This is a genomic window from Caballeronia calidae, from assembly GCF_900044055.2.
Lineage (GTDB): Bacteria > Pseudomonadota > Gammaproteobacteria > Burkholderiales > Burkholderiaceae > Caballeronia > Caballeronia calidae.
In genome coordinates this window covers 1-26,068 of sequence record NZ_FCOX02000081.1, presented here as the reverse complement: position 1 = coordinate 26,068, position 26,068 = coordinate 1, and the positions used below count along the sequence as shown (strand labels likewise).

The 26,068-nt window shown below is 61.0% G+C and carries 23 protein-coding genes and 3 pseudogenes; 5 read left to right on the top strand and 21 right to left on the bottom strand.

Annotated elements, in window-relative coordinates; all coding sequences use genetic code 11:
* Nucleotides 1-106: 106 nt before the first annotated feature.
* The 3 genes and pseudogenes from AWB78_RS48760 to AWB78_RS36735 form a co-directional block, all read right to left on the bottom strand.
* Nucleotides 107-247, bottom strand: a pseudogene (locus AWB78_RS48760) (ATP-binding protein); the annotation flags it as partial.
* 23 nt (nt 248-270) lie between these two features.
* Complete coding sequence (locus AWB78_RS36740; protein ID WP_062611629.1) at nt 271-2,271, bottom strand: TnsB C-terminal domain-containing protein; 2,001 nt, start codon at nt 2,269-2,271, stop codon at nt 271-273.
* Entirely contained in the window at nt 2,268-2,885 is a 618-nt protein-coding gene (locus AWB78_RS36735) for a hypothetical protein (RefSeq protein WP_232478024.1), read from the bottom strand. The genes AWB78_RS36740 and AWB78_RS36735 overlap by 4 nt, the downstream gene beginning before the upstream one ends.
* A gap of 209 nt (nt 2,886-3,094) precedes the next feature.
* Here AWB78_RS36735 and AWB78_RS36730 point away from each other — a divergent pair.
* Nucleotides 3,095-3,640, top strand: a pseudogene (locus AWB78_RS36730) (D-lactate dehydrogenase); the annotation flags it as partial.
* Between the two features lie 16 nt (nt 3,641-3,656).
* Here the strand turns inward: AWB78_RS36730 and AWB78_RS36725 are convergent.
* Both AWB78_RS36725 and AWB78_RS47035 read right to left on the bottom strand, forming a co-directional pair.
* On the bottom strand, nt 3,657-4,295 hold the full coding sequence (locus AWB78_RS36725) for a cysteine hydrolase family protein (RefSeq protein ID WP_062611626.1): 639 nt from the start codon (nt 4,293-4,295) through the stop codon (nt 3,657-3,659).
* 62 nt (nt 4,296-4,357) lie between these two features.
* Nucleotides 4,358-4,549 (bottom strand): hypothetical protein, encoded by a 192-nt coding sequence (locus AWB78_RS47035; protein WP_157697740.1) that lies wholly within the window; start codon nt 4,547-4,549, stop codon nt 4,358-4,360.
* Nucleotides 4,550-4,912: 363 nt separating this feature from the next.
* On the opposite strand from AWB78_RS47035, the gene AWB78_RS44275 reads away from it, so the two are divergent.
* Complete coding sequence (locus AWB78_RS44275) at nt 4,913-5,182, top strand: DUF4148 domain-containing protein (RefSeq protein ID WP_074173620.1); 270 nt, start codon at nt 4,913-4,915, stop codon at nt 5,180-5,182.
* Nucleotides 5,183-5,189: 7 nt separating this feature from the next.
* Here the strand turns inward: AWB78_RS44275 and AWB78_RS36720 are convergent, their stop codons facing one another.
* The 15 genes from AWB78_RS36720 to AWB78_RS36650 all read right to left on the bottom strand — a co-directional run bounded on the left by AWB78_RS36720 (nt 5,190) and on the right by AWB78_RS36650 (nt 21,261).
* Nucleotides 5,190-5,468: a DUF4148 domain-containing protein gene (locus AWB78_RS36720; RefSeq protein WP_062611625.1), complete on the bottom strand. Its 279-nt coding sequence runs from the start codon at nt 5,466-5,468 to the stop codon at nt 5,190-5,192.
* A gap of 165 nt (nt 5,469-5,633) precedes the next feature.
* The gene (locus AWB78_RS36715; RefSeq protein WP_074173619.1) at nt 5,634-6,860 is read right to left on the bottom strand and encodes an MFS transporter; all 1,227 of its coding nucleotides are present in this window, start codon (nt 6,858-6,860) and stop codon (nt 5,634-5,636) included.
* Complete coding sequence (locus AWB78_RS36710) at nt 6,857-8,152, bottom strand: MFS transporter (protein ID WP_232478023.1); 1,296 nt, start codon at nt 8,150-8,152, stop codon at nt 6,857-6,859. The genes AWB78_RS36715 and AWB78_RS36710 overlap by 4 nt, the downstream gene beginning before the upstream one ends.
* A gap of 18 nt (nt 8,153-8,170) precedes the next feature.
* Nucleotides 8,171-9,064 carry a substrate-binding domain-containing protein gene (locus tag AWB78_RS36705; protein ID WP_062611623.1) on the bottom strand — a complete coding sequence of 298 codons (894 nt, stop codon included), beginning with the start codon at nt 9,062-9,064 and terminating at the stop codon, nt 8,171-8,173.
* 33 nt (nt 9,065-9,097) lie between these two features.
* Entirely contained in the window at nt 9,098-10,657 is a 1,560-nt protein-coding gene (locus AWB78_RS36700; RefSeq protein ID WP_062611622.1) for an acetolactate synthase large subunit, read from the bottom strand.
* On the bottom strand, nt 10,657-11,514 hold the full coding sequence (locus AWB78_RS36695) for an HpcH/HpaI aldolase family protein (protein WP_062611621.1): 858 nt from the start codon (nt 11,512-11,514) through the stop codon (nt 10,657-10,659). Before AWB78_RS36695 ends, AWB78_RS36700 begins: the two co-directional genes overlap by 1 nt.
* Nucleotides 11,515-11,525: 11 nt before the next feature.
* Nucleotides 11,526-12,374: an amidohydrolase family protein gene (locus AWB78_RS36690; RefSeq protein WP_062611620.1), complete on the bottom strand. Its 849-nt coding sequence runs from the start codon at nt 12,372-12,374 to the stop codon at nt 11,526-11,528.
* On the bottom strand, nt 12,374-13,399 hold the full coding sequence (locus AWB78_RS36685; protein WP_062611619.1) for an amidohydrolase family protein: 1,026 nt from the start codon (nt 13,397-13,399) through the stop codon (nt 12,374-12,376). The genes AWB78_RS36690 and AWB78_RS36685 overlap by 1 nt, the downstream gene beginning before the upstream one ends.
* 21 nt (nt 13,400-13,420) lie before the next feature.
* Nucleotides 13,421-14,392 carry an ABC transporter substrate-binding protein gene (locus tag AWB78_RS36680; RefSeq protein WP_062611618.1) on the bottom strand — a complete coding sequence of 324 codons (972 nt, stop codon included), beginning with the start codon at nt 14,390-14,392 and terminating at the stop codon, nt 13,421-13,423.
* Between the two features lie 202 nt (nt 14,393-14,594).
* Nucleotides 14,595-15,536 carry a LysR substrate-binding domain-containing protein gene (locus AWB78_RS36675; RefSeq protein ID WP_062611617.1) on the bottom strand — a complete coding sequence of 314 codons (942 nt, stop codon included), beginning with the start codon at nt 15,534-15,536 and terminating at the stop codon, nt 14,595-14,597.
* Nucleotides 15,537-15,552: 16 nt separating this feature from the next.
* On the bottom strand, nt 15,553-16,083 hold the full coding sequence (locus AWB78_RS36670; RefSeq protein WP_062611616.1) for a carboxymuconolactone decarboxylase family protein: 531 nt from the start codon (nt 16,081-16,083) through the stop codon (nt 15,553-15,555).
* A 24-nt stretch (nt 16,084-16,107) separates the two neighbouring features.
* A complete protein-coding gene (locus tag AWB78_RS36665) occupies nt 16,108-18,141 on the bottom strand; it encodes a tripartite tricarboxylate transporter permease (RefSeq protein WP_062611615.1) in 2,034 nt (677 codons plus the stop codon).
* 61 nt (nt 18,142-18,202) lie between these two features.
* On the bottom strand, nt 18,203-19,057 hold the full coding sequence (locus AWB78_RS36660) for an amidohydrolase family protein (RefSeq protein WP_062611614.1): 855 nt from the start codon (nt 19,055-19,057) through the stop codon (nt 18,203-18,205).
* Between the two features lie 41 nt (nt 19,058-19,098).
* On the bottom strand, nt 19,099-20,142 hold the full coding sequence (locus AWB78_RS36655; RefSeq protein WP_232478022.1) for a Bug family tripartite tricarboxylate transporter substrate binding protein: 1,044 nt from the start codon (nt 20,140-20,142) through the stop codon (nt 19,099-19,101).
* Between the two features lie 159 nt (nt 20,143-20,301).
* The gene (locus AWB78_RS36650) at nt 20,302-21,261 is read right to left on the bottom strand and encodes a LysR substrate-binding domain-containing protein (RefSeq protein ID WP_062611613.1); all 960 of its coding nucleotides are present in this window, start codon (nt 21,259-21,261) and stop codon (nt 20,302-20,304) included.
* 197 nt (nt 21,262-21,458) lie between these two features.
* Between AWB78_RS36650 and AWB78_RS36645 the strand changes: the two genes are divergently transcribed.
* On the top strand, nt 21,459-22,475 hold the full coding sequence (locus AWB78_RS36645; RefSeq protein ID WP_062611612.1) for an ABC transporter substrate-binding protein: 1,017 nt from the start codon (nt 21,459-21,461) through the stop codon (nt 22,473-22,475).
* A 59-nt stretch (nt 22,476-22,534) separates the two neighbouring features.
* Here AWB78_RS36645 and AWB78_RS36640 read toward each other — a convergent pair whose 3' ends face one another.
* Nucleotides 22,535-23,674: a porin gene (locus tag AWB78_RS36640; protein WP_062611611.1), complete on the bottom strand. Its 1,140-nt coding sequence runs from the start codon at nt 23,672-23,674 to the stop codon at nt 22,535-22,537.
* A gap of 746 nt (nt 23,675-24,420) precedes the next feature.
* On the opposite strand from AWB78_RS36640, the gene AWB78_RS44270 reads away from it, so the two are divergent.
* Together AWB78_RS44270 and AWB78_RS48755 are read left to right on the top strand one after the other, a co-directional pair.
* Nucleotides 24,421-25,131 (top strand): IclR family transcriptional regulator, encoded by a 711-nt coding sequence (locus AWB78_RS44270; protein ID WP_074173618.1) that lies wholly within the window; start codon nt 24,421-24,423, stop codon nt 25,129-25,131.
* Nucleotides 25,132-25,884: 753 nt separating this feature from the next.
* Nucleotides 25,885-26,068 (top strand): annotated as a pseudogene (locus AWB78_RS48755) (integrase); the annotation flags it as partial.

Genomic DNA, 26,068 nt, shown 5'->3' with positions numbered 1-26,068 from the left:
AGCCCTGTAACCAGCCTGCATCGTCTATCCTCCGGATCCATTGCATCTTAACAGTGCCGCTTCCCACCACCCAGCACCGCCGGGAAGTTATTTCTCACTCGTTCCTAAGCGCCCCCATGATCCGGTAGCGCAGGCATCGGACAACCAGTTCGTAGAACGCCTCGATCGCTGGCGTTGCAATACGGTAGTTCCCCGTCACAAGCGGGTGCAGCGACGGATCGACTGGACGCGGTATCTCAAGCGACATTGATGCCTCCCACGAACACGACGTTAAAAGACCTGACCTGTACCGATTGAAAGCCTTCGAGGACGGGCACGTGTGCCGGGTGACCGGTCTTCAGGCGTTTCCGTTGACCGGATATCGGGCACCGGCCCCAATGACTCAATCGTTTCCGGCTCCGGACGCGGGACCGCCGGCGCGACTGGCAGATCTCCCGCTTGCGCTGACGTGATCAATCGCATGGTGTGAGCTAGTTCCGTAGCAGCTTTGCGGCTCTTCTTCGCCTGCTCGAACTTCTCCTTCACATATGCCTCAATCGGATTGGTATCGACTACCCCGCGACGACGGCGAATGCGCATTTGCCTACAGATCTCCCGCCGTAGTTTGAGATTGTGCGGAATCATCCGCCAGAGCCCCTGCACATCGAGTTCACCCAGTTCCGTACCATCAGAGAGAAACGCCCGCACACTGCGCAGATCGTTTGCGTTCAGATAGACGAGTACTTCTTGGCCGATTAGATGCGTGCTCCTTGCCAGGACGCTATTCGTGTAGCGTGCGGTGTAGAGGTTGATATGCGGACGCACCCCCTGATCCAGGTAGGCGCACACACGACACCGCCGTGCAGACTGCATCAGACACAATGAGCGCCGATGGTAGTGCGCAAGCCAGGTCAGCAGCGTCTGCTTACCCCGCACGAAATACTCCATCGCCTCAAGCGGGGTGACGTTGTTCAGACCGCTGTGTGGCGTGCCGTTGTAGTTCGCAATGGCGTATTCGATCAGCTCATCGAGTTCCTCTATGGACACGTACAGGCACAGGTTACCTCTGGGATTCGCGAGGGCGCGCCGCAGGTCCCATGGATTCGAACCCGTGTAACCGGGCAGACGGGCCGACAATCGGCTGGCAATCGTCCCGAAGAACCGCTCGATGTATGGCCGTTCGTCCGGACTGTATTTCGGCCCTGCATCGGCAAGGCAGCCGACGAACTCGCATAGCGCCGTCAACGTTTCGTTGGCCAGGTTCGCCCTTGCGTTGTCCAGGCGGATCCACTCCCACGTCGCGTAAGCGAGTTCCGGAAGACGCTGCGATGGGAATCCGTCATGCGGTCCATATGCGAGCCCCGGAATCGAGAACGTGCGTGCACGATGAGGTTCGAGGGCGTTCTCGATCGTCTTGATCACGTCGTAGCGGCTGTACTCCCGGGCCAGCACGAGGTGATACCCGAGGACTGCGCGGGTGCACACGTCGATGATGACCAGCAGCCAGACGCGCTCCATCTCGAATTCGTGCACGAAGCCAAGCGGATCGTGCACGACGATCTTGAGCCGGATATCGAGGCGATGCCCGTCAAACTCAACCGTCTGGTATGGGCGAGTCGCCGCAAGTGTGCGCGCCCCGCCGTCCCGGGGCGGCAAGCCCTTGAGGTGCGAAGCACCCGCCGAACGCGCCGCGTTGCCGAAGCTGCGCAACAGTTCGTCCTTCAGATGCCGCGAAAGCGAGCGGATTCCACGTTCACCGGTATTGAGCGGATAATCTGTTCCACTGAGCCCAACCGCCCGGCATTGACCCAGGAACCTCTGATGCAGCGCCTCCAAGCCGCGAAGTCGAGTTCGCAACGCCCCATCCGAACTCACCTCCTCGAGCCACACCTTGCGTTGCCTGATCTGCTGGTGCAACCAGTCCGACAGCGCAGGACAGCGCTGCAGAAGCTGTGAGAACGCACCCGCCGCCCCACCCGGCTCAATGTTGTCGGGAACGGCGCGCATGCGAACGTAGTCTGTCGAGCGCGCATAGCGAAGGAGAGCACGAAAGCCGAAGAGGCGCCCGTCCGGATGAATTGCCCCAGCCCGTTCGAGCCAGCGGTACAACTGGCGACGATTAATTCCTGTCGAGTGCTCAATCTGTTTGACAGACTCGCCTTGCACATACGCCATCACCGCGTGTACGCACTTCTCAAACATGTGTCGCGTCGTATCGTCAAACTGCGTATAAGCAACCGTGGGCCACGTGCTCACGTCGATTGCCTGAAGTTGCGCATTACGGCGGCTCATAGTGACTTCTCCGCGGAGACAAACGTCGTGAGCAGCGACAGGGGCTGAGAATGGAGTTCCGGCGCGCTCACCCGTCCCTCGCGCAACAGGTTGAACAGACTCGCCCGCACGAGCACGAGATCATTAGTCGAAAGTTGACGCTCGATGTCAGCGAGCCGTTTGGGCTGACTGAGGAGCCTCACAATAGATTCGGACAGGGCGCGCGTGAGGAGTCTGCGGTTGGCAACCAAACACGGCAACATACTTCGCCAGTTGTCTATCCACATACGTGAGGCGAGCAGTTCGGCCGATTCGACACGTCGGATGGACAATCCCTGCACATCGAGCGTGCCGCCGGCTTTTGATCTTTCATCAAACTCAGGCGTTGAATCACTAAGGATAACTAACTCTTCTAGCGAAGCATAGCGCACCCAGAAGTCCGCGAGGATTTTCTGTCCGTCGATGATGACAAACCCGGGTCTTTCGCAAAACGCTACTACGGTCGGACTTGCCTCAAGCAGCACCCATTGCTGAAGCGCGACATGCCGATACAGCGTCACCCGTCTTGCCAGTTTCAGACTGAACGCCTCGAAGCGATGCGCGCTGCATGGCCGGGCGAGCGCGAGCGGCTGCATGTTTGGCAGAGAATTCCCCATAAGATCAATACCTTAGGGACGGGATTCGAAGTCTAGGAGGTCAGGTGACGATTTTCATTCGGACTTATGCGAATTGACAGATTTCCCTCGCTCGAGCTTCCAGGAAATGTGTCAACACGCCCGCGGCTCGCCCTGTCGCACTGACCAGCGACAGCAAGGCACCGGTGACACTGTTCCTTCGATCTACGTATCTGGAAGCGCGTTTTCCATCGCAACAGGGCGGCTACTTCGAATGCACGCCCGACGAAGGCAAGGCGGCGTTTCTTAACCGCTTCGCGATCGGCGGTGCGATGATCCGGTATCGCGCGGTTCATCCCCGTACCGTGGAGGACATTGTCGCACTCGATATCGCGCTGCCACGAAACACGACAGAGTGGTTCGAACGGCTGCCGCCGGAGATTTCAAAAGACATCGAGTACACGATGTATTGCGGCCATTTCTTCTGCCATGTGCTGCATCAGGAGTATCTGGTCAGAAGAGGCGGCGATTGTGAACGGATCAAGGACGACATCCTCGCGCTGCTTACCGCACGCGGTGCGGAATATCCCGCCGAACACAATGTCGGTCATCTTTACGAGGCAAAAGATTCGCTCAAGCGGTTCTACCAAGAACTCGACCCGACTAACACGTTCAATCCCGGCATCGGAAAAACCTCGCGGCTTTTCAACTGGGGGAAACCGGCATACGGTTGCACGTGCGCACCCGATCGTGCTGCGGTGAGCGAAGAAAGGTGAGCGCCGGAATCGGCGCTCATTGCGGAAACTGGATCATGTTCGAGCGGCTCAGCGTGACGTTCTTCGAGACGCTCGCGGGCGCATTCGCGAGCACCCAGGCCGCCGACAACTCGCCGAATGGGTCCTTGCTCGACATGCCATCGGCCGGGACGACAACTTTGAATCCGCGCAGCGCGGCCTCGCTCGCCGTGTACAGCACCGCGCCGTGCGCCATCGTGCCTGTCACGATGACCGTCTGAATGCCTTTGGACTTCAGCGCCGCTTCGAGGTCGGTCCTGAAAAATTTGTCCACGCCGGATTGCACGACCGTCTCGTCTCCCTTGGCGGCGATCGCCGGCGGCACGGCCGCCAGGGTGCCCGTGCTCGTCAGGCTGTAGACGATCATCAGATTGGCCTGCCGCGAGCGGTTCAGCAGGCTTTCGACTGCCGGCAGCGATTGCGCGCAAGTGAGGCGTTTGCGCTCGTTACAGGTGCTGGTGTCGAAATCGAGCAGCAATAGGGCAATGTGGGATGGATCCGTCACGGCGAACGTCTTCAATGGCGGCGGCGACGGCATCTGCACGGAGGTCCAGGAAGACACGATGTCCGCCTGCGCGGCGCAAGATAGCGTGAAGGCAAGCGCCAGGAAGAATCCCGCTTTCAGAACGTTGCGCATCGTTACTCCATGAGAGTATGAATCGATGAATCACCGGGGCAACGTGTACTGAATCCAACCGCTTACCGCGCATGCCTGGGCAGCGCGCTGATCGCCTCATCGAGAAGCGATCGCTGAATGCGCCCATAGAGCAGCAGCGCGATGCCGCCCGAGATCACCAGTCCGCCGACCACGACGAAGTCCGACATGTACGACCCGGTGGAGCGATAAAGCAAGCCAACGAGAAAGCCTGCCAGCGTACCGCAGGATGCCACTCACCGCGGATTTCGTGAGCGCGAGGCGCCGCGCGACCTTGGTGTCGACGAGGTGATTCGGTGTCCGCCAAAGCGCGTGCCGGCCAGGTCGTCGGCAGCCATGATCCGAGCCCGGCGATGACGGACGGGCACTACGCCCTTCCCCGTCGCGTGCCGACGCGACTGCTTTGGATTCCCCGCGACGCTTTCTTTCGTCCTGCTCGTCCCGGTCGTAACGTCGGTGGCGGACGGACCCGAAACACCCTTAACCAAAGAGTCAACACTTACGCCGCTAAACTCAATAGACTAGGTAGTTTCCCTAGGGTGAAATACGCCTGTTGCCGCAAAAGACACACGACTGACTTTACGCACACAGGTTGAACCATGAATTTCGCCATCAAAGCTGCTCTCATTTCCGTTGCTTTCCTAGTGCCGACGGCCGCTTTCGCTCACTCGATTGAACCACTCTCGCGCGCAGAAGTTCGCGCGGAGCTCTTACAGCTTGGGAATGCGGGTTACAACCCACTCAGCAATTGCACAGGTGACTGCCCCGGCAGCCTGCGACGCGCTGAGGCCTTTCTGGAGCGACATCGCGCCGATTCGAACGCTGCCTACGGGCCTGTCTTCGACGGCACAGAACAATCGGGCAACTGAACTCGCCCTATCTGGCGATATCACCTGATTGCGATCGTCCATTACAGCTTGCGTCATAGCCCGTCGGGTCCATAGCCGCCTTGCGGGTTGCGACCCGGTACTCTGCCGCTTGGACCTCGCCATAAGGAAAGTCCGCCCAGGCCGTCGGGCTGTAGCCGGCTTTTTCGGCTTGTATCAGCTCGGCGCGAACTTGCGCGCGGGTGACCGATTGCGCGCTTCCTTGCGCGAACGGAACGAGGGGCGCCGCGAGGACCAGCGTGATCACTTCGTTGACGAACGATTTCATGGCAACACCTTCCCAGCATTGCGTGATTGCACTACGCCGCGCTGTGCGCGTAGTGTGAAATCCAGTCTAGCAGCGATCTACAATTAGGGTATTAACCGATCTATCAACCCCTTTGTGTCGATGCATTGCAGCAATCGGGGAAGTTTCGGGCGCCGATTCTCTCCGCTAATGCAGCGCGTCGCGGGTGGCGAGCGGTTTGAACAGGCGGCTCCATGCGACGCTCACGAGTACCGTCGCGAAACCGCCGAGGACGACCGAGCCGATGACGCCCAGCCCCGTCGCGGTCACGCCGGACTCGAATTCGCCCAGCTGATTGCTCGCGCCGATGAACAGCGTGTTCACCGCCGCGACGCGTCCGCGCATGCGATCAGGGGTTTCGAGTTGAATCAACGTTTGCCGCACGATGACGCTGATCGTGTCCGCGCCTCCCGAGATCGCCAGCAGAAGAAGCGACACGGAAAACCACTGCGACAGACCGAATGCGACGATGGACACGCCATAGACCGCCACCGCGATCAGCAGCTTCTTGCCGACACGGCTGACGATGGACCGACGCGAAAGAAACACGCCGACGCACAATGCGCCCACTGCCGGCGCGGAGCGCAGCAGCCCGAGTCCTTGCGGACCGACATGCAGAACCTGCCTCGCATAGACGGGCAGCAGCGCGGTCGCGCCTCCGAAGAGCACCGCGAACAGATCGAGCGAAATGGCGCCGAGCAACAGCGGATTGCTCCAGATGAAGCGCAAGCCGGCGAGAATCGAATCGGCGGTGACGGGTTCGCGCGGCGGCGGCGTGAAATCGTAGCGGACGAACGCGTACATCACGGCGCTGATGCAGAATAGCGCCGCGCTCGTCAGATACACCGTGACGACGCTGACCGCAAACAGGATTCCGCCCAGCGCGGGTCCGGCGATGATAGAGATCTGTTGCACCACCGTGCTCAGCGCCATCGAACGCGCGAGAAGTTTCGGTGGAACGAGCATCGGCAGAAGCGCCTGCTGGCCTGCCATCTGGAACGGCCTGATCGCGCCGAGCACAAGAGACAGTGCAAGCAGCGCGTCGCGCGTGACGCTGTGCGTGGCCGTGGAGATCGAAAGCAGCGTCGCGGCGACGGCCTGCAGCGCAAGACACGCGGCCACCATGCGCCCGCGATGCAGCCGGTCGGCGCAATGACCCGCGATGAGCGTCGTCGCAAGACCCGGCACGAACTGACACAGCCCCACGAGCCCGAGATCCCACGCGCTCGATGTCATGTCGTACATATGCCAGCTGATCGCCAGCATCAACATCTGCTGCGCGGTGATGGAACCAATGCGCGCAACGAGAAAGCGCGAGAGCGGCGCGTGACGCAGCAGCACGACGGGTGATGAAGTATCGCGTGCTGGCGTCATGACGAGATCGCCGACGGAGCTTGCGCCGGATCGCTATCGTGCGCGCTTGCATTGACCTTCGGCGCCCACTTCCGTCGCAGCAGCACGATAGTACTCGTCGCGCCGAGCAGCAGGAACGCGAAGATCGCGAGCATTGGAAGCGTGTAGCTATGCCCCACATGAAGCAGCCAGCCCGACAGACTCGCGGAAACGCCGCCCGCGAGACTCGTGGCGACTTGCTGCAAGCCGGTGTTCAAGCCGACCGCCTGCTTCGGAATGAGCGTTAGTTTGACGAGCGCAAGATTGTTCGCCGTGACGAGCCCTAGCAACGAAAGCGAAGCGACGTTCCAGAACAACGCCATGTGCGGCGAAGGCGCATAGGCGCCGAGCAGAACCGTCGTGCCGCCCGCGAAGCCGACCACCATGAAGGACTTCCGCACGAGCACCGCATCGAATCCGCGCGCGATCAGGCGGTCGGCGGCCCAGCCAGCAAGCGCTGCCACGATCGCGATGCCCGCGAAGCTGACAAACGTGAGCAGCCCCGATTCGCTGAGCGTCAACCCGCGCTGCTCGACGAGATACGCCGGCATCCACGTCATGCAGTAGAACGCGAAATAGCTGTAGCAGAAGTTGGTGATCAGCCCACCCCAAACCACCGGACTCGCGAGCAGATTGCTCAGCGGAACCGAAGCCGCCCTTCTCTTCGAAGCAGCCAGTTCCGCCTTCGACGGAAAATCGTTCTTCACCATCGCGAGCCATGGCATCAGCCACACCAATCCGGCGAGACCCGTGACGACGAACATCGCTTTCCATGAACTCACCGAAATAAGCCACGCCGCGATCGGTGCGCCGAGTGCCGGCCCCATCTTTCCGCCGATGGAATAGATGCCGAGTGCTGTGCCTTTTTGCGTTTCGTCGAAGTGATCGGCAAGGTAGCGATAAGTCGCCGGCACCACCACCGCTTCCGCGACGCCGATCATCAAGCGCACCACGATCAACGCGCCAAGCGTCGTCACGATGCCGGTCGCCGCCGCCGCGAGACACCACATCAGAAAGCACAGCGCATAAGGCCACTTCACGCCGTAGCGATCGACGAGCCAGCCCATCGGCATCTGCAGCAAGCCGTAGGACCAGAACATTGCCGAGCCGAGCCAACCGCGCTGCACGTGCATCAACTCGAACGCCTGCACGAAGCGATGATCGGCGAACGCAGCGGACATGCTCGTGCGATCGACGTGCGAGATCATCAGCCCGAGCGCGAGCAGCACGAGCACGCCCCAGCGGTTGCCGCATCGATGTCGGTTGATCGCCACGATGGTTCGGTCTCCGCTTTAGCCCAGGCTGCCGGTCACGTCGTCGAACAGCTCGTCGACGGACAGACGGCGCGGAATGATCTTCTGATCGAGCGCCCAATCGACCGCGAGTTGCAGACCCTTGCGATTCGCCTCAAGGCCGATCGGCGGGAACACGGCCGGAACATTGTCGGCGGCAGCACGGCTCTCGACGACCATGCGATACAGCTCGCGCACGATATCCGGCCGCTCCTTCGAGAGCTTCTCGTGCACCACGAACATGTGGTTGATCGGCACCACGCCCGTACGCGCGAACCAGTCTTTTGCGGCGGCGTGTGCATCGGGCACGAGCGTGCGCACGCGCTCGTCCTTCGGCATGTCTTCGCCGAGCAAGGCAGCGCTCAGTTCGCCGTCGAGCATCATTTGCGGAATCGACGAACCCGCCGGCAAACGCTGGCAATTCGACGGATCGCTGTATTCGGCGAGATGGCCGTCGCCGAGCGTCATCCATGTGACCTTGTCAAGATCGACGCCGTATTCGTGGCGCAGAATGCCGCGAATCCATAGCGCGGTCGTCTGCGTGTAGGTGCGTACGGCGACCTTCTTGCCTTCGATATCTTTAGGATCGAGATGACCGAAGTCGATGTTGTATCCGGCACAGTGATGCTGAAAGCGTCCCGAGATCGGCGCGGGCAGCAGGACATACGGCTTGCCATATGCCTTCGCCTGCAGGAACGTGACGATCGCCAGTTCGCCGGCGTCGAACTTGCTCTCACGCACCATCGCCTTGAAGCCATTGTGCGCGGGCGTCGGGCCGCAGAAGTCGAGATTCACGAGATCCGATTTCACGCGGCCATCTCGCATCGCCTTCGTCACGGCGTATTCGGCGAGATTGGCGCGCAGCGTCGGCGCTTCGGTCTGCGTCGTTGTCATGTGTGTGCTCCTGTTGCTCGTATCGTTGATGTCTCAAAGCCGTACTTCGATCAGGCACGGCCCGGCTTCGCGCGTCGAATCGATCAGCGCTTTATGAAAGTCTTCCGCTCGTTCGACGGCCACCGACGGCACGCCCATGCTCTTCGCCATCGCGAGCCAGTCGATGCGCGGCTTGTCGATATCGATCATCGACAGCGCGCGTTCGCCCGGCGCGCCCGCGCCCATGTTGGCGTATTCGGCCTTGAGGATCGCGTAGCTGTTGTTCGCGAAGATGATGGTCGTGACATTCAGGCCCTCGCGCGCCTGCGTCCACAGCGACTGGATCGTGTACATCGCGCTGCCGTCGCCCACCATGCAAAACACGCGACGATCGGGACACGCGAGCGCCGCGCCGGTCGCAACGGGCGTTGCATAGCCGATCGAGCCACCCATGTTGTTGATGAGATCGTGCGGACGCGCGCCCATCGTGAGGCTCATGGACTCGCGCCCGGTCGTCAGCGATTCATCGACGACGATGCAGTGCTCCGGCAACGCCGACGCCAGCGCGTGCGCGATGCTCGCCGGATTCAGCGCGCCCATCGGCACCGGCGTGTCGATGCGCTGTTGCAGCACGGGCGCGGTGTCCGATGCGCCGAGCGCCTGCAACAGCATGTCGAAGGCAAGCTCGCTGTCTTCATCGGCCTCGACGAGCGGATGCACGAGCGTGCCTTCCGCCTTGAGCAGACTCGGCTTGTCGGGATACGCGAAGAACGCGACCGGTTCGCGCGTCTCGACGGTGATGATGTGCTTGAAGTCCTTGAGGAACGCCGTGGCTTGCGCGACCGCATACGGAATGCGCGCGAGCGGCACGCGGCCCGCGCCACGCTCGATGCGCGCGGTGAAGAACTGCGAGCCGAGCAATGCGCCGGTTGCCGCTGATACGCGTCCGGCTTTCTCGAGCGCCGCACCGCGCGTCGCCTTGTTCGCGAGCACGATCAGCGCCGGTTCGCCCGAGCGCAGCACGCGCGCGACGTGTTCGATGCGCGCCGCGCTCGGCGCTTTGCGTGCTTCCCGTGCTTCGACATGCGCGGGCGGTGAAACAGGCGATGCATCGACTTGCTGCCACGACGTATCGCCCGGAAGAATCAGCGTGGCGATCTGACCCGGATGCTCGCTCGCCTTGGCGACGGCCTGAGCCGCATCCCACGCGATCGTGTTCGACGACTCCGCGCGCCGCACCCAATGACTCAGCGGCCGCGCAAGACCCTCGATATCGGAAGTGAGCGGCGGGTCGTACTTGAGATGCGACACCGAATGCTCGCCGACGACGTTCACCATGCCCGACGACGCGCGCTTCGCGTTATGAATATTCGCGAGCCCGTTCGCAAGACCCGGCCCTAGATGCAGCAGCGTCGACGCGGGCGTGTCCTTCATGCGATACCAGCCGTCGGCCGCGCCGGTGGCCACGCCTTCGAACAGACACAGCACGCTGCGCATCTTCGGATTGTTGCCGAGCGCCGCGAGAAAATGCATCTCCGACGTGCCCGGATTCGCGAAGCAGATATCGACGCCCTGCCCGACCAGGGTCGCGACGAGACTTTCGGCGCCGTTCATCAGTAGCCTGCCAGTTCGCGTGCGAGACCGACGACGCCATACGTGCGCGCCGGCGCGGACATCAGAAAGCGATAACCCTCTTCCTGCAAGCGTCGATGATTCTTCGCCGTCACATGCGGATTGCCGACGACGACATTGTGCTTGTGGCACGTCTCGACGATCTGGCGCATCGCGCTTTGCACTTCCGGATGTTCGTACTGACGCGGCAAGCCGAGTTCCTGACTCAGATCGCCCTCGCCGATCAGAATGAAACCGATGCCCGGTACATTCGCGAGGATGTCGTCGAGATTCTCGATCGCCTGCGTGCTCTCGCACATCAGGCCGACGATGATTTCGCCTTGAGGCGCGAGCGGCCAGACATCGGCCTTCTCGTAGTATTCCGGCATCGACAGACCCCAGTAGCGCGCTGCATTCGCGGGGCCGTCGCCGCGCAGGCCTTTCGGCTCATACAGCGGCGCGTTCTTCGGACGCGCATATCGGCACGAAGCGACGGCGTTGTATGCCTGCTCGACCGTTGCGACGTGCGGCCAGATCACGCCGTAAGCGCCGCGATCGAGCACTTGTTTGGCAAAGCTTTGATTCATCTCCGCGCCGTTCGCGGGGATGCGCGCAATCGGCGTCACTTTCGGCGCGACGGAACCGGATTCCGCGATCTGCTTGCGGCTCAGCATGTACTGAAGCGCATCGCCGAGCGCGGACACATCGTACGGGTTGTGCTCCATCTCGAAGACGATGCCGTCATAAGGCGCATCGCTCATTTCGATGGCGGTCTGCTTGTCGAGCTTCGCGAACGCGGCGTGCGCGGCCTTGCCCGATTCGAAAGCGCGAATAATGCTGTTCAGACGGGTGTTTGACATATCGATCTCTCTTATTGGCTCAGTGCCGGATAAAGCGTCTGCGCGGTCTTGCCGAAGATCCATTCGCGGTCTTCAGCGCTCAGGCACGCGAGTCCTTCTTGCGCGGTCGCGAGAATTTCGCTCAATGTGCCGGTCGATGTCGGGAAGTTCGATCCCCATGCAAGACGTTGCGCGCCGAATGCTTCGACCACGCGCGGGAAGAACGTCTCCGCGCTCGCCTTCTCCTTCTTCACGTCGCCGAAGATGCGCGGCGTGAGCTTCATGTAGACGTTCGGCAGGTCGCGCAACTCGAACAAGCTGGCCGCGTTCGCATACGGCGGGCCGTCCAGCACATCGGGACGCGCGAGATGATCGAGGATGATGTTCACCGTCGGAAACTTTTCCGCGAGCATGCGCACTTGAGGCAGGCCGACCGGTCCCGTCTGGATGCACATCGGCAGCTTCAGTTCGGCGAGCATCTCCCACGCCTTGAACGACTTCGGGTTATCGAGCTCGCTCGGATCGAAGTCCTTGGTGGAGCCGCCCGTGAAGATGCGCAGCCCGGCGAGACCCTTATCGGCCCATCCCTTGATGACGGAAGCGACGTCGTCGTCGAGCATATCGACGGAACCCACGGCGATCAGGCGGTCCTTGTACTGGTTGCAGCCATCGACCACGTAGCTGTTATCGAAACCGTAGGTCGTCGACGAATGCACGACCGCCGCCTTCGCGACGCCTGCTTCGTCCATCGCCGCGATCAGCGCTTCGACGGTATTCGGGCGCTCCTGCGACCAGTCCGAGCGCTTGCCGAACAACGGCGCGGGCGGATAACGCTTCTCGTCGTCGGAGATGATGTGCGGATGAATGTCGATGATGTTCATTACAGTCCCTTCGCCTTCAGATACCTGTCCAGACGCGGATAGACGCGTCGCGCATTGCCCTCGAAGATCGCGTGGCGGTCGGCGTCGCTGAGCGCTTCGCACGCGTCGATGTAGCGCTTCGTATCGTCGAAATACTGATCGGTATCCGGATCGCGGCCGCGCACCGCGCCGATCATTTCCGAGCCGAACAGTACGTTGCTCGTCGGCACGACCTTGGTCAGCAGTTCCACGCCCGGATGGTGATAGACGCACGTATCGAAGAAGATGTTGTTCAACAGGCCTTCGAGCGGACGTTTGGCGATTTCGAGCGACATGCCGCGGTAACGTCCCCAGTGATACGGCACCGCGCCGCCGCCATGCGGAATCACGAGACGCAGCGTCGGGAAGTCCTTGAACAAGTCGCTTTGCAGCAGTTGCATGAACACCGACGTATCCGCGTTCAGATAGTGCGCGCCCGTGCCGTGATGACACGGATTGCACGATGCCGCCACGTGGATCATCGCGGGCACGTCGAGATCACAAAGCGCTTCGTAGACCGGATACCACTCGCGATCCGTCATCGGCTTGCCGGTCCAGTAGCCGCCACTCGGGTCCGGATTCAGATTGCAGCCGACGAAGCCCATCTCTTCGACGCAACGGCGCAACTCGGGCACCGAGTTTTTCGGCGGCGCCTTCGGTGATTGCGGTAACTGGCACACCGGCACGAAGTTGTCCGGATACAGATCGCAGACGCGGCGCACGAGATCGTTCGACACTTCGGCCCATTCCAGGCTCGTGCGCTCGTTGCCGAGGTGATGACTCATGAGACCGGCGATCGGCGAGAACAGGGTGAGGTCGCCGCCGCGCTCCTGTTGCAGACGCAGTTGACCGTTGCCGACGCCTTCGCGGATTTCGTCATCGGTAACGTACGCGCCGGAGAGCGGCGGCGCGTTGGCCGGATCGTCGGCGGCTGCGATCTGCTTCGCGCGCCAGTCGCGGAAAGAAGCGGGAACGGTCGTGAAGTGACCGTGGCAATCGATGATCATGTTCTTTTGCTTCCGTACGGGTTAGACGCGGGGATCGACGAACAGCTCGCTCATCGACATGCGCTTCGGCGTGAGGCCTTGCTTGAACGCGGTCTGTTCGAGCGCCTCGATGGTCTTGCGGTTTTCCTCGATGCCGTACGGCAGCGGGTCGTTACCGACGATCTTCTGCAGCTCGATGTACTTCTTGTTCTTCTTGTCGTTCAGTTCGCCCGCATTGAGCTTCGCGAGCCAGTCTTTCTTGGCCTTGTCGAACGCGTCGTAGATCGACTTCGCGACCCACGGATGCTCGGCCAACACCGAATCCTTCACGACGATGGTGCCGTGCATCGGATAGACGCCGGTGCGCGCGTAATACTCGGCTTCCAGTTCATCCGCATTCGGGAACAGATCCGGATAGTCCGCCTCGACTTCCTTCCAGCCGCCGGTCGGGTCGCCGGTGCGGCCGATGCCCGCGTTGCCGTGAAAGCCCGCGACGAGTTCGCCCTTGGCCATCATGTCCGCGAGCGACGTGCCCTTGGGGGCATGGATCACGTTGGGCGGCAGTTCGAGCTGCGTGACGTGTTCTTCGTCATCGACGACCCAGGTCACCTTCGACGGATCGAGGCCGAACTCGTCGATGAGCACCTGACGCGTCCACGCGCCCGTCGTCACCGAATAAGCGCGCACGCCGACCTTCTTGCCTTCGAGATCCTTGGGCGTCTTGATGCCGGCATCCGGGCGCACGAGCAAACCCGAGTGATGGAAGCGGCGCACGACGAAGATCGGCAGCGCGACGAACGGCGCGCCATAGGCACGAGCGATGATGTACGTGGTCGGTGCGAGCTCGCACACATCGAATTCGACATCGCGGACCATCCGGCGGAACGCGCCGATTTGCGGTTGAACGGTAATGAACTCCGCGTCGACGCCCTCGATGGGAATCGAACCGTCGCGAATGGCCGAGGTATGCGGATGCTCGGCGATGGCGAGCTTGAGATGGACTTTCTTGGTCACGTGACTGTCTCCTTGGAGGGATGATCGTGCAGCTACACGAGTTCGTTTCGTTGATGACATGATCTTTCGAGACATCGCATGTCGTCTATTGAATTAACTTGCCGGGGACTTAACCATTCGGTAAAGGTCCTTCTTTCATCACTTTGGATGTCTAACTATATTGAATGTACGAAGAGGAAACCGTATCGCACGTTTCAACTTTTCAGGTTGTTCCGCTCTGCAACTGTTGCGCGGCCTCTTCCAGGCAGGAAACCATGAGTTGCGCACTCGGCGTCAGACCGCGGTTGCGGTTCCAGAGCACGCCCGACGGTCGCAATAGCCGCGGCAAGGTCAGCGGAAGCGCGTGCAAGGGTTGCTCGGCATCGTTCGCCGGCGTGCCGACCATGACGGCGATGGAATCCGAGATCTGCAAGTGGGCGCGCGTCACATGAACGGAAAGCGTTTCGATGTAGTTGTTCGTCAGAGGCACGTCATGTGCTCTGAGCGTGCGCTCGAGCGAATCCCTCAGAATCGAGCCTTGCGGCGGCAAGATCCACGGATACGGATGAAGATCCGACCAGTCGACATTCTTGCGCCGCGCCAAAGGATGTTGCCGCCCGGTCATCAACGTAACCGGCTCTTCGAGCAGCGCCTTTTCGTCAAAACTACCGAGCGTGTCCGGCGCGGGCAAGCGCCCGACGATCAGATCGAGACGTCCTTGCCACAACTCGGGCAGCAGCGCGCCACGCGTGCCTTCGACGACGCGCACGTTCGTGCCCGGCGACCTCATCTTCAGCAGATTCAGCGCCAGCGGCAACAGCGCGGAGGCCGAAGCGGGCAACATGCCGATGTGCACCTTGCCCTCCGTGCCCGAACTCAGCGCCTTCATTTCATCGCGCGCCTGATGCAGGATCGTCAGCATTTCGCGCGCATGACGAATGAGACATTCGCCATGCGGCGTCGGTACGAGTCCTTGCGCCGTGCGCGTGAAAAGCGTGAGCCCGAGCCCGCGCTCCAGCTCGGCCAGTGACTTTGATACCGCCGGCATCGTGACGTGCGTGACTTCCGCCACCTGCGTCAGATTACGATAAGTATCGATGGTCACGAGCAGGCGCAGATGCCTAGCCTTCAGGTTCACCTGCATGTAGCCGTCAAGCCCGTTCACGATATGTCTCCTGCATTCAGTCCTTCGGCTTCAGCGCGTGCAAGGTCATGCCCAGCGAGATCGACGTGAAGTAGCCGATCGTGACGAGCAATTCCGCGATGACCGCGCGGCCCAGCCCGGCATCGTACTGGGCGAAGCGCGCGTCGTCGATCGATCCGCCTGCGAGGATATCGCTCACCGCGTCGCACACGAGACCGAAGCGCCCATGTTCGCCGTCGGGTCTGCGCTTGTCCAGAATCGCGGCGACGACGGCATCGGGCACGCCGGACTTCAATGCATGCCGGCGATGATTCGCGATCACGTACGGCGCGTTCCAGAACACCGCCGTCGCAAGAATCGCGACTTCGGTTTCGGCTTCGCTCAACACCGGCGATCGATCGACGTGCGTGCCGATGATTTCCATGCCCTCGGCGAGACGCGGGTTATGCAGCCAGATGTTGAACGGCGTGGGAATGCGTCCGCGCCCTTCGCCCAATTGCGCGATGACCCGTTGCTGCTCTTGCGTTGCTTGCTGCGCGTCGATGCGCGCCAGTCGATCTTGCGTCATTTGCCACTTCCTTGCGTTGAAGAATCAATTTCCGCCGAGACCCGGCAACCACTGTCCGAGGAAGCTGTCCGGCCAGGGAATATGCAGAATCTGATCGAAGACGGCGTAGAGAAACACGGTCACGCACGCGGCGAGGATCAAGCTGAGCTTCCACGACTCGCGTCCTTCTATACGCATGTACGCGGCAATCATCAACGGCACCGTGGGCAACATGCCGATCACCGACATGCACGCGAGGAACGCAAGGAACCAGCCAAAGAAGCGCGCCGCACGCGCGAGCACGGTCTTGTTCGGCAGCTTCTCGTCGTGATCGCTGGACACATCCATGTGCACGCCGCTGCTGGCCCGCGCCGCGCCGCTCGCTGGGATCACGAACACCTTGTACGCGAGACTGACTGTTCCAGCGATGACGAGAATGCTCGCCACGACGGTCGGCCCGATCCGCGCCATGAGCAGCCAGCCTTGCGAACTCACCAGCATATAGAGCCCGACGCAGATGAAGAACACATGCACGAGGTCTTCGCGCTTGAAGACGATCGAGCCGCTCGGCTTGAACTGCGCGATGCCGCCGCTGCGAAACGCGGTGAAGAGCGGCTTGAAAAAGACCAGCGCGGCAAGACTCAACAGCACGATGACGACGGGACGAGACAGCCAGTCCGTGCCATAGCGCACGAACGAGATCGACATATACCGTTCCATCAGCACGCCGAGCACGAGCCCGAGAATCAGCGGCGGACGCGCCCATTTGAGCCGCTTCATCGTCCATCCGATGACGCCTGCGATCAGCAGCACGAAGAGGTCGCCCCAGCTGCGCGATCCCTGGAACGCGCCGACATAGATGACGGGCATGATGACCGGCAGAATCAGCGTATAGCGCAGCGTGGATACCTTCGCGAACTGACCGCTCAACAGAAAGCACAAGCCCGCGCCGAAGATGTTGGCGAGCGCGATCGACCAGACCATCGAATACGTGAAGTCGAGATGCTTGGTCAGCATATCGGGGCCGGGAATGAAGCCGTGCACCATCATCGCGCCGAGCAGAATGGCTTGCGCCGCACCGCCCGGCACGCCGAACGAGAGCATCGGCACGAGGCTGCCGCCTTCGCGTGCGTTGTTGGCCGCTTCCGGCGCGATCACGCCTCGCACGTCGCCCTTGGTGAACGACTGTTTCGCGCCCTTGGCCGTCTGCAATGCGTGGCCGTACGCGATCCAGTCTGTCACCGCGCCGGTGATGCCGGGCACCGCGCCGAGAATCGCGCCGAGGCCGCCGCAACGCAGCACCAGAAACCAGTTGCGAAAGCTGTCCTTGACCCCCTGAACCATGCCTTGACGCGAGGTGAACTGCACGTTCTCCGCGATAGCCGCGCGTCGGATCGCGAGCTCGCACAACTCGGGCAACGCGAAGATGCCGAGAATGATCGGCACCAGCGGAATGCCGTCCTGCAGGTAGAGAATGTCGCCGGTCCAGCGCATCTGTCCGGTCGCAACGTTCGTGCCGATCATGCCGACCAAAATACCGAAGCAAGCCGCAACGACGCCACGCAGCGGCGCGTTGCCTGAGAGCGCCGACACCATCGACACGCCGAACACGGTGAGCGACAACATCTCCGGCGTACCGATCGACAGCACGAACGGGCGCACCAGAGGCAGCGACACCGCCAGGATGACCGCGCCGATCAGTCCGCCCATCAGCGACGACATGTAACATGCGCTCAACGCTCGCGACGCCTCGCCGCGTTTGGTCATCGGCAGGCCATCGAGCACGGTCGCCTGAGAGGCCGCATGACCGGGCACGCCAAACAGCACGGCCGGAATCACATCGGATGTCGTAATGACCGATGCCATCCCGAGCAGCATCGCGAACGCGGCATACGGATCCATTGTGTACGTGAACGGCACCAGCAGCGCGAAGCCTGTCAGCCCGCCGATTCCCGGCAGCAATCCGATCGCGAGTCCAACCGTCACGCCGAAGACGAGGAAAATGATCCGGTTGAACTGCAGGAGCGTCGATAGCGCGTGTCCCGCCGCCATCAACGTTGCATCATTGAAGAACTCCATGTCTCATCCTGATGGAATGGGCGAGCGTCGTGGGCTCGCCTGTTTTTAGGTTGGACGCAGCTCAGCCGGCGAGCATCGGATAGAGCGCTTTCGCCGTGCGGCCCCAGATCCACGCGCGTTCTTCGTCGCTCAGGCCCGCGAAGCAGGCATTGCCTTGCTCGACGAGCGTCTTCAACGGCCCCGCGGATGCCGGATAGTTCGAGCCGAACGCGAGATGATCCGCGCCGAACACTTCCACGAGCTTCGCGAAGAACGGCTCTGCGCCGCCCGGCGCCGCCTGCGCGAGATCGAACGTTCGCGGCGTGATCTTCATGTAGACGTTGTCGAACTTCGCGAGCGAGAACAGGCCCGCGCAATTCGCGTACGGCGGGCCTTCTTCGAGATTCGGCCGGCCGCAGTGATCGAGCACGATGTTGACCGACGGAAAGCGCTCGGCCAGTTCCGCCACCATCGACAAACCATCCGGCGTCGTCTGAACCGCCATCGTCATGCCGAGGTCGGCGCAGCGCTCCCAGATGGGAAACGTCGCGGGATCGACGAGCCAGCTTCCATCGCTCTGATGCGTGGCGCCGCCGGTGAACAGGCGAATGCCGCCCATCCCCCGCGCGAGCCAGTGATCGAAGCTCGTGAGCGCATCGGGCGCGAGCAGGTCGAAGGAATAGACGCCCGTGAAGCGATCCGGATGTTGCGCCACGCTGTCCGCGACGTACGAATTGTTGGTGCCGTAGGTCGTCGACGAATGCACGATCGCGGCTTTCGATACGCCGGCTTCATCCATCTCGGCGATGAGTTGCTCGAAGGTGATGGGCCGCGTCGCCGACCATTTGGAGCGATGCCCGTGCTGCGGCGCGATCGGATAGCGCGCCGTGTCGGTCGAGATGATGTGGGGATGAATGTCGATGATTTCGGGCGTCATGTTGGCTTACCATTGGGTGATGATGTGCTTTCCTGCGCGGCTCAATGCGAGCCGAAGATGAGCTTGCGCGCATCCGCGATCTGCGGCTCGGGCGTGGCATACAGCTTCGCAATGATCTGCTCGACCGCGTTTCCATCGATGGCATCGAGCGGATAACCCGACTGCTTCATTGCGTCGATGAAATCCGGATCGGCGATGGTCTTGGCGAACGCATCACGCAGCGCGTTCAGACGATCCTGCGGCACGTCCTTCGGCACGGCGATGGGACGTCCTGCCTGAAACGGCAGAATGAACAGATTGAAGAGCGCCTTCACGTCCGGCTTCGTGATATAGGAAGAGAGATTCGGGACATCGGCGTAACCTTTTGGGCTGTTCCAGCCGAGGTGGAGCAGCACCTTCATCTTGCCGCTCTTGAGGAGCCGCACGGGCTCGCCTTGCTGAAGGCCATCGATGGTGGACGCCCAGCCATCGACTTCACCGCGCTGCATCGCGAGATAGACTTCGCCGCGACCCGTGTAGCCCGGCACGATGCTCATCTTCGCGCCGATGTACTCGTCGAGCAGCGCGGGCAACGTGCGATCCTCGTTGGCGAATCCGGTCGCGCCGATATACATTTTCTTCTTGCTCAGATCGTCCGCCGTGGTCACGCCGGAGCGCGTCATCGAAACCAGACAGTATTCGACCTTGTTGAGACTGCCGATCCATCGCACCTTGCGCGGATCGAAGCGGTTTTGTCTTTCGTCGAGAAGCGGAATATAGAGATTGTTTCGCTGCAGAAAGCCGATGACCGTGCCATCGCTCGGCTGTCGCGACTGGAGCGATGCCGCCGCCACCATGCCGCCCGCGCCCACCACGTTCATCACGATGGCTTTGGGATGTCCCGGCACATACTTGACGAAGTAGCGCGAGAACTGACGGGCGACGATGTCCGTCACGGTGCCCGCATCCGCGCTGACCAGAATCGTCAACGCCTTGCCGCGATAGAAGTCTTCCACCGATTGATTCGATGCCGGGGCAGCGCAGGCCGTCGCGGCGAAACCGAACAGCGCGGCGCAAGCGCAGATCGCGGTCCTGAGATTCATCATCGTGCTCGTCTCCGTATTGATGCGCGGAACCGTCCGTGCAGTTCGCGTCGTCGCTCGTCATTGATGAAGTGGTGAGCGCGATTTGATTGTGCCAGCGCCCCGAAGGCGGCGGATTGAAAAAAACCGCAGCCGAGTTGAGCGAATGGTTAAGGTGCGGCGTCAGCGCTTTTCTTGTGCTTCTTGCGCCAGACGTTGAGCCGTCTCTTCGAGGCAGGAGATCATCAGTTGCGCGCTCGGCGTGAGCGTGCGCACGCGATTCCAGAGCACGCCGGCGGGCCGCAGCAGTCGCGGCAAGTTCAGCGGCAGCGTATGGAGCGGCTGCGGGTGGGTCGCATCGCGCGCGGAGGTATCGGCCATGACGGCGATGCAGTCGGACACCTGCAAGTGCGCGCGGATCACATGCAGCGACAGGGTCTCGATGTAGTTATTCGTCAGCGGCACGCCGTGCGCTTCGAGCGCGCGTTCGAGCGGATCGCGCAGGATCGAGCCAAGCGGCGGCAGTATCCACGGATAAGGCAGTAAATCCGACCATTCGACGGCCTTCTTGCGCGCGAGCGGATGTTGCCCGCCGGTCACGAGCATGACGGGTTCTTCGAGCAACTCCTTCTCTTCGAAGCTTCCGAGCGCATCCAGAGGCGGCAGTCGTCCGACGACGAGATCGAGATGACCTTGCCACAACTCGGGCAGCAACGACGCCGCCGACCCTTCGACGATCTTCACGTTGGTGCCCGGCGAGCGCTGCTTGAGCAGCTTCAGTGCGTGCGTCAGCAGGATGGATGCCGAAACCGGCAGCACGCCGATTTCGACCTTGCCTTCAGTCCCGGCGCTCAGCGCTTTCAATTCGTCGAGCGCCTGATGCAGCACGTGCAGCATCGCGCGCGCATGACGCGTCAGACATTCGCCGTAGGGCGTGGGAACGAGCCCCTGTCCCGTGCGCGTGAAAAGCGTGAGACCCAGTCCGCGCTCCAGTTCCGCGAGCGACTTTGAGACGGCGGGCAAGGTAACGTGCGTGACTTCCGCGACCTGGCTCAGATTACGATACGTGTCGATGGTCACCAGCAACCGCAAATGCCGAGCTTTGAGGTTGATCTGCAGATACCAGTCGAGTTCCGCCGACACGTCGCACCTCTCTCCCGGTATGAGTAATTGGTTAAGTCATCGGCCATTTTACTCAATCGACCGGTCACGGATGCATGGGCACAATTTGCCGATGCCTCGCCTCGAAAACGCGCGACCGCAAGGCATGCATTTCGATTCCCCCCGCGCGACATATCGACAACTATCCGCCGGCATGACCGGCGTTCGGAGACATATCAATGACGTACGACTCGACCCGCCGCGGCTTTCTGCGCAAGGCGGGAGCCTTGGGTATGGGACTGGCGATGAGCGGACTCGCCGCGCCCTATGTGGCGAGAGCCGCCGCGACCGAAATCCGCATTGTCAGCAATCCGGGCCTGGAGAACGCGACGCTCAACGCGTTGATGGACGAACTCGGCTACTTCAAGACCTACGACGTCAACGCGCGCATCATCCAGGTGCCCGGCCCGACCGGACCGTTCGATGCCATCGCGCGCGGCGCCGCCGACGTCTGCATGGTTTCGGGCTACAACCTCGTGCTCACGCGCATCGAGCAGGGCGCGCCGGTAAAGATCGTCGGCGCGGGCATGAAGAAATGCGCGCTGACGATCTTCGCCAAGCCCGGCGGCGCGACGACACTCGCCGATCTGCGTGGAAAGACCATCGCCGTCGGACCGAAGCTCGGTCTGCTGCACACGCTCATGCTGCAGTTGATGAAGGAGAAAGGCATCGACGCGTCGACGATCGATTTCGTCGATCACGGCAGGAACGACCTGTGCTTCGAGGCGGTCGCGCACGGCTCCGCCGATGCCTGCTGCGCCAGCATTTCGCATCTCAATGACGATGCGGGTCCGAAGGTCATCGGCGAAGGGAATCTGTGGCAAGCGCTCCCGGACTGCGTCTTTCAGACTGCGTATGCATCGGACGCGGCGCTCGGCGCCAAGCACGAAGGATTGGTCTCGGTGATGGCCGCCTACGGCGCGCTCTACGACTATCTGATGTCGCCCGCCTCGCACGACGCATTCTTCGAGGCGCGCAAACGCGCACAGAAGCACTTCGATGATGCATCGGCGAAGGCGATCTGGGACTTCAATCAGACGCAGCGGCCGTATTCGCGGGACTTGTCGATGACCGAGAGCGACATCGGATATCTGCAGGACATGGATATCGGCGTTGGAAGCCTGAAGCGCAAGCTTGCGTTCAACGCGGTGGCCGATATGTCGGCGGCGCGTGCTGCGGCAAAACTGATTCGATAACCGATAAGGAAAAAAGGGGAAGCACGCGCTTCCCCTCGTATTTTCCCTTTCATCTTCGCTCAAAATGTGTGGCGAATGCCCGCGATGACGGAGATCTGCGATCCGCCGACAGGCGGAGTCGGCACCGGAGAAAGCGTGGTCGCCGCGAGCGCGAGATTGCCGTGATTCTGGATGTGCTCGCCGGTCACGTAGAGCAACGTGCGCTTGGACAGCAGGTATTCGCCGCGCAAGACTTCGATCAGCGCCTTGTTGGGCGAATGCTCATATTTGAGTTGAGCAACCATGCCGTCGATGTGGAAGAACGGCGTCACCGGGACCGTTCCCGTAAACCACACCAGGTTGCTTCGCGGCGTGGCGATGCCTTCGTTCACGCGCCTGATCCAGCCCACGCCGAACTTCGCCTTGTGAATCATGAAGTAACCGCCCAGCGTGAAGCGGCTGTCAGTGAGATCCGGCGATGTCAGGCCGCCCCATGTCGCGGAGGTGCCGCCATAGTTGCGCTCGTAGGACGTCGCGACACCCCAGGTGTGTCCGTCGTATTTGAGCAACGCCGAATACTCGCGGCACTGATTCGAAGGCGACGTCTGGCCAGGGCAATTCGTGGCGACGCTGCTGTTGCCCGCGACCGCATCGCGGCCGAAGCTGTAGTTGACGCCGCCTTCGAAGTCGCCAAGGAAGTAACGGTAACTGACGGAATTATCGGCGCGGGCGTTGGCGATGCCGTTGTCGAGCGTCGTGAGACCTTGCGCGCCCGTGCCGAATGGATTGATGAACGAAACGCCGTAAAAGCGCATCGTATATTGGCGGCCGAACGTCAGACGGCCGTATTTTCCATCGATACCCACATACGACTGCCGTCCGAAGAGACGTCCGCCCTGCCGCGATGCGCCGGTCGTCGGACTGAATCCGCTTTGCAGATCGAAGATCGCCTTGACACCGCCTCCCAGGTCCTCGCTTCCTCTGATACCGAAGTAAGACGTGGCGGTTCCGTCGCCGGTGCGCCATCCGTTGGCGGTCTTGTTCTTGCCAGTGGCGATGTTGTTGACGAACTCGACGCCCTGATCCATCAAACCGTAGATCGTCACTGAACTGGCGCCAACAGGCTTCGGCGGCGGTGCGTCTTCATCCTTGTCCTGCGCCCATGCGGACGACGCGCCAAGAAGTGCCGCACAGACGCACATCGCGGTCCGATATTTCATTGCTCGTGTCTCCGTCATGTCGCTCACTTGGCCGAGAGACCGGTGTCGCATCGCCCCGCCGTGAGCTTTTTTGGATTTGTTACTGCATTGTTTGAATTCTGCCAGCGAGATGTCATCGATAAGTTGAATAAAACCGCAGTCGGCTTGAGGGAATGGTTAATGTCTCTGCGCACCGCGTGACGATCCGAGCGGACGAAACCAATGCTGCTAGGGCAGTTCGCGCACCGTTATGCCTGTGACTTCTGGATCGAATTTCGGCTGCGATTACTCTCTTCTCAGGAAACAACGAACATGTTCGTGCGCAGAGTCCCGTCGAGACACCGATGCTAACGACCGAAAAGCCCTTACAGGCGTACGCGGCGCCTGCTCTCGTCGCACTAGTCGGCGTTGACCTTTACGGACGGCGCCTCAGATCATTTTCGATTTGATATTCCCGTGGGCCAGATGACTGTATGATTTCCTGGTGCGAGTGTGTAGCAAGCCAACCGATTTACGACCTTCAATTTCATCCTCGTCAAGCCGGATGGGAATCTGTCGGTGGCGTCGAGCAAGTCTCGAGCATTGGATCCGGCCGCGCCCTCTGAAATCGACGTACAAGATGAGCCAGAAGCCCGAAATCAAGCCTGGACGACAGCGGTCGTCTTGGTTTGTCATTGCGGGATGCGCACCTGGATGCCGATGCTTACGGAAATTTGGCTTGCGTTGTGCTGCTTTCTTTGCTCTGTACGGTGAACGGGAGACTAAGTATGGGAAACGACGGCGTTGCGTCCGTAGAGAGAGCGTTGTCACTTCTCGACTGTTTCAAACTTGGCGCTGAATCGCAGTCGCTGGCAGCACTGTCGCAATTGTCGGGCATGCACAAGACGACTGTGTACCGGCTGATGAACTCGCTCGAGCGTATGGGTTACGTCGTACGCGTTCAATCCGGCAACTATTCCTTAGGCCATCGTGTGTTATACCTTGGGAAGCTTTATGAGCAGTCTTTCCAGCTTTCGGCACTCGTCGAGCCAGTACTGTACGAACTTGCCGTCGCGACTAGAGAGAGTGCTTCGTACTACGTACTCAATAATGCACACCGACTCTGTCTTTTCAGGGCGGAGCCGTCGGAGGGTCTGCGCGATACCCGATTGACAGGGACAACTGCGCCACTCGACGATACCGCCGTTAGCCAAGTGATTCGAGTTTGGGGATTGGGGGAAGCGCTATACGAAGAGCAACCTGCTCTACCTCTTTTCACTTCTGGGATACGCGACACGCACATAGCCTCTTTTGCCACTCCAGTTTTTGGCGCCGACGAGAAGTTCATGGCAGCGCTTGTTCTGTCTGGACCTGCATCTCGGCTAAGGACAGCGCACGAGTCGCGCGAACTGAACGGTCCACAGCTTCGCGCTGCCTCAGACCTTTCTCGAAGACTCGGTGCAAGCGTCAGATTCTGTGAGAGCTTTTACACACAGTAAATTTTATAGGCCTCGGAAAGCTGCCTACGATCAGCAAGTCCACCGTTGCCCGACTGAAAAGCGCATACAAAGTGACGCCACGCGCTCGATTTCGCTCCCTACCGTCTCGTGGCGGGTGCGACAGCAGTTAGGCTGATTCTCTCCGGCACAGCGGTCGTCCCTGAGCCATGCCAGACGATGTCGTCCTCGGCACGTTCCTGACAGAACGACGATGACGCGTTCCAATCCATTCGGCGCTAACAGCGCTCACAAAAGCAAACTTGGGTCTATCGTTGCGCGACGCACAATCCAGCGCCCAAGCCCTCCCGATAAGGGCGAGCAGCGTTTCCATTGCAAGTGAAGCTGTTGCTATCGGGGCCCTGTTCATCAAGGAAAGTTGTGTCGCGAACGGCGATTGCTACCGAAGTTGAATTGTGACGTGCGGCGAAATGATCATCGCGTGCACGCTTTCAAGCGCTTCCAGGAAAATAGGCCTGCAAAGCACGCACCCCGTGGCGATTCACGCGGTAGTACCAACTTCTCTTGCAAGCTAGGCACAACTTCGCTTGCGTGAGCGATTGCGAAGTGGAGGAAAAAAATTGAAAACGGCGCTATTTTGATAACTATCATTATCTTAATAGCCTCATTTATGCGCTAAACTCGCGGGCATGAAAACGCGTCTGTCATCGACCGCCTCCGCCCCCGCCGCCACCGGCCTGCCTGATCTGCCTGATCTGCCCGATTGGCCAACCGCCGACGAACTGGCGGCGCTGCGTTCGGGCGATCGCCGACGGCCTGGAATATTCGTATGGGTGGTCCGCGTCAGCGGCGCAACGGCTGCGGTTTCTGTTGGACTTCGGCGTGGCGACGGGCCTACGGGTCGGCGAGCTCGTGGGGACGACGCTGCGGCAGATTGAGACCGATCCCAGCGGACTCCACTGGCTTCGAGTCACCGGCA

Bases quoted from the DNA above. Each gene is read 5' to 3' on its own strand.
- AWB78_RS36700 (WP_062611622.1), bottom strand. From the start codon at position 10,657: ATGAACGGCGCCGAAAGTCTCGTCGCGACCCTGGTCGGGCAGGGCGTC.
- AWB78_RS36725 (WP_062611626.1), bottom strand. From the start codon at position 4,295: ATGCGCAACGTTCTGAAAGCGGGATTCTTCCTGGCGCTTGCCTTCACG.
- AWB78_RS44270 (WP_074173618.1), top strand. From the start codon at position 24,421: ATGGGAAACGACGGCGTTGCGTCCGTAGAGAGAGCGTTGTCACTTCTC.
- AWB78_RS44275 (WP_074173620.1), top strand. From the start codon at position 4,913: ATGAATTTCGCCATCAAAGCTGCTCTCATTTCCGTTGCTTTCCTAGTG.
- AWB78_RS36705 (WP_062611623.1), bottom strand. From the start codon at position 9,064: ATGACAACGACGCAGACCGAAGCGCCGACGCTGCGCGCCAATCTCGCC.
- AWB78_RS36740 (WP_062611629.1), bottom strand. From the start codon at position 2,271: ATGAGCCGCCGTAATGCGCAACTTCAGGCAATCGACGTGAGCACGTGG.
- AWB78_RS36665 (WP_062611615.1), bottom strand. From the start codon at position 18,141: ATGGAGTTCTTCAATGATGCAACGTTGATGGCGGCGGGACACGCGCTA.
- AWB78_RS36695 (WP_062611621.1), bottom strand. From the start codon at position 11,514: ATGTCAAACACCCGTCTGAACAGCATTATTCGCGCTTTCGAATCGGGC.
- AWB78_RS36720 (WP_062611625.1), bottom strand. From the start codon at position 5,468: ATGAAATCGTTCGTCAACGAAGTGATCACGCTGGTCCTCGCGGCGCCC.
- AWB78_RS36685 (WP_062611619.1), bottom strand. From the start codon at position 13,399: ATGATCATCGATTGCCACGGTCACTTCACGACCGTTCCCGCTTCTTTC.
- AWB78_RS36655 (WP_232478022.1), bottom strand. From the start codon at position 20,142: ATGATGAATCTCAGGACCGCGATCTGCGCTTGCGCCGCGCTGTTCGGT.
- AWB78_RS36735 (WP_232478024.1), bottom strand. From the start codon at position 2,885: ATGCAGCCGCTCGCGCTCGCCCGGCCATGCAGCGCGCATCGCTTCGAG.
- AWB78_RS36670 (WP_062611616.1), bottom strand. From the start codon at position 16,083: ATGACGCAAGATCGACTGGCGCGCATCGACGCGCAGCAAGCAACGCAA.
- AWB78_RS36690 (WP_062611620.1), bottom strand. From the start codon at position 12,374: ATGAACATCATCGACATTCATCCGCACATCATCTCCGACGACGAGAAG.
- AWB78_RS36640 (WP_062611611.1), bottom strand. From the start codon at position 23,674: ATGAAATATCGGACCGCGATGTGCGTCTGTGCGGCACTTCTTGGCGCG.
- AWB78_RS36660 (WP_062611614.1), bottom strand. From the start codon at position 19,057: ATGACGCCCGAAATCATCGACATTCATCCCCACATCATCTCGACCGAC.
- AWB78_RS36645 (WP_062611612.1), top strand. From the start codon at position 21,459: ATGACGTACGACTCGACCCGCCGCGGCTTTCTGCGCAAGGCGGGAGCC.
- AWB78_RS36715 (WP_074173619.1), bottom strand. From the start codon at position 6,860: ATGACGCCAGCACGCGATACTTCATCACCCGTCGTGCTGCTGCGTCAC.